This is a genomic window from Comamonas sp. JNW (genome assembly GCF_003105075.1).
Taxonomy (GTDB): Bacteria; Pseudomonadota; Gammaproteobacteria; order Burkholderiales; family Burkholderiaceae_C; genus Comamonas; species Comamonas squillarum.
In genome coordinates this window covers 1-700 of sequence record NZ_QETI01000038.1, presented here as the reverse complement: position 1 = coordinate 700, position 700 = coordinate 1, and the positions used below count along the sequence as shown (strand labels likewise).

The following is a 700-nucleotide window of genomic DNA, read 5'->3' as shown; positions in this document are numbered from 1 at the left end:
AGATCAGCTCGCGCAAAAAAATCTCCTGGTTCGAATACAGCGAATGCGTCACCAGGTGGAGCAATTGGGCCACTTCGGCCTGGAAGGAATGGGTTTTTTGGTCATGGGAGGTCAATCTTCATCAACACAGATCAAGGGCCTATATGGGTGCGGGCCGCACCGCTTCAAGGCGTGCTGCTATTTAATAAATTGTTATATGAATTATCTATAGCAAAAATAGATTTATGACATAGCGTGCTCATAACTGATCACAATCACCGCGGCTGGAACGCTTCAAACTTCTTTACATAGAGCGGATCTCCACTTTGTCATCTCCTCTGACACACTTAACGTTAAGTATCAGAATCTGACAATTGATTGATTCCACCCAAGCAGAATATTTGCAACGACAGTTAACTCCTAATTACAAATGAAAGTTGTTCTGCGGCACCCCCTTCACAGTGGCATGGGCTCCCGCCCGTCGCTGGCGAGACGTGCCGCATGGGCAATGCTGCTGGCAGCTGGCCTGCAAACCACCGCTCGTGCACAAACCCAGGGCGAGACAGCCTCCGGTGCCCGCGCCGGTGCCCACGCCGGTGCCCAGGTAGAGTCATTGAGCCCCGCCCAGGCCGAACAAGCCCGGCTGCGCGCCCTCGTGGAGGCGGCGCCCGCCGCCTACGAGGACAACTTCATGAGCGCCGATGAACTGACGGCCCTGCGG

General features: G+C 54.3%; 1 protein-coding gene. It reads left to right on the top strand.

The genetic code is table 11. The features are described from left to right. Positions 1–487: 487 nt before the first annotated feature. Positions 488–700 (top strand): hypothetical protein (locus tag DCO45_RS22445; RefSeq protein WP_133248238.1); only part of this gene is annotated, 213 nt, incomplete at its 3' end.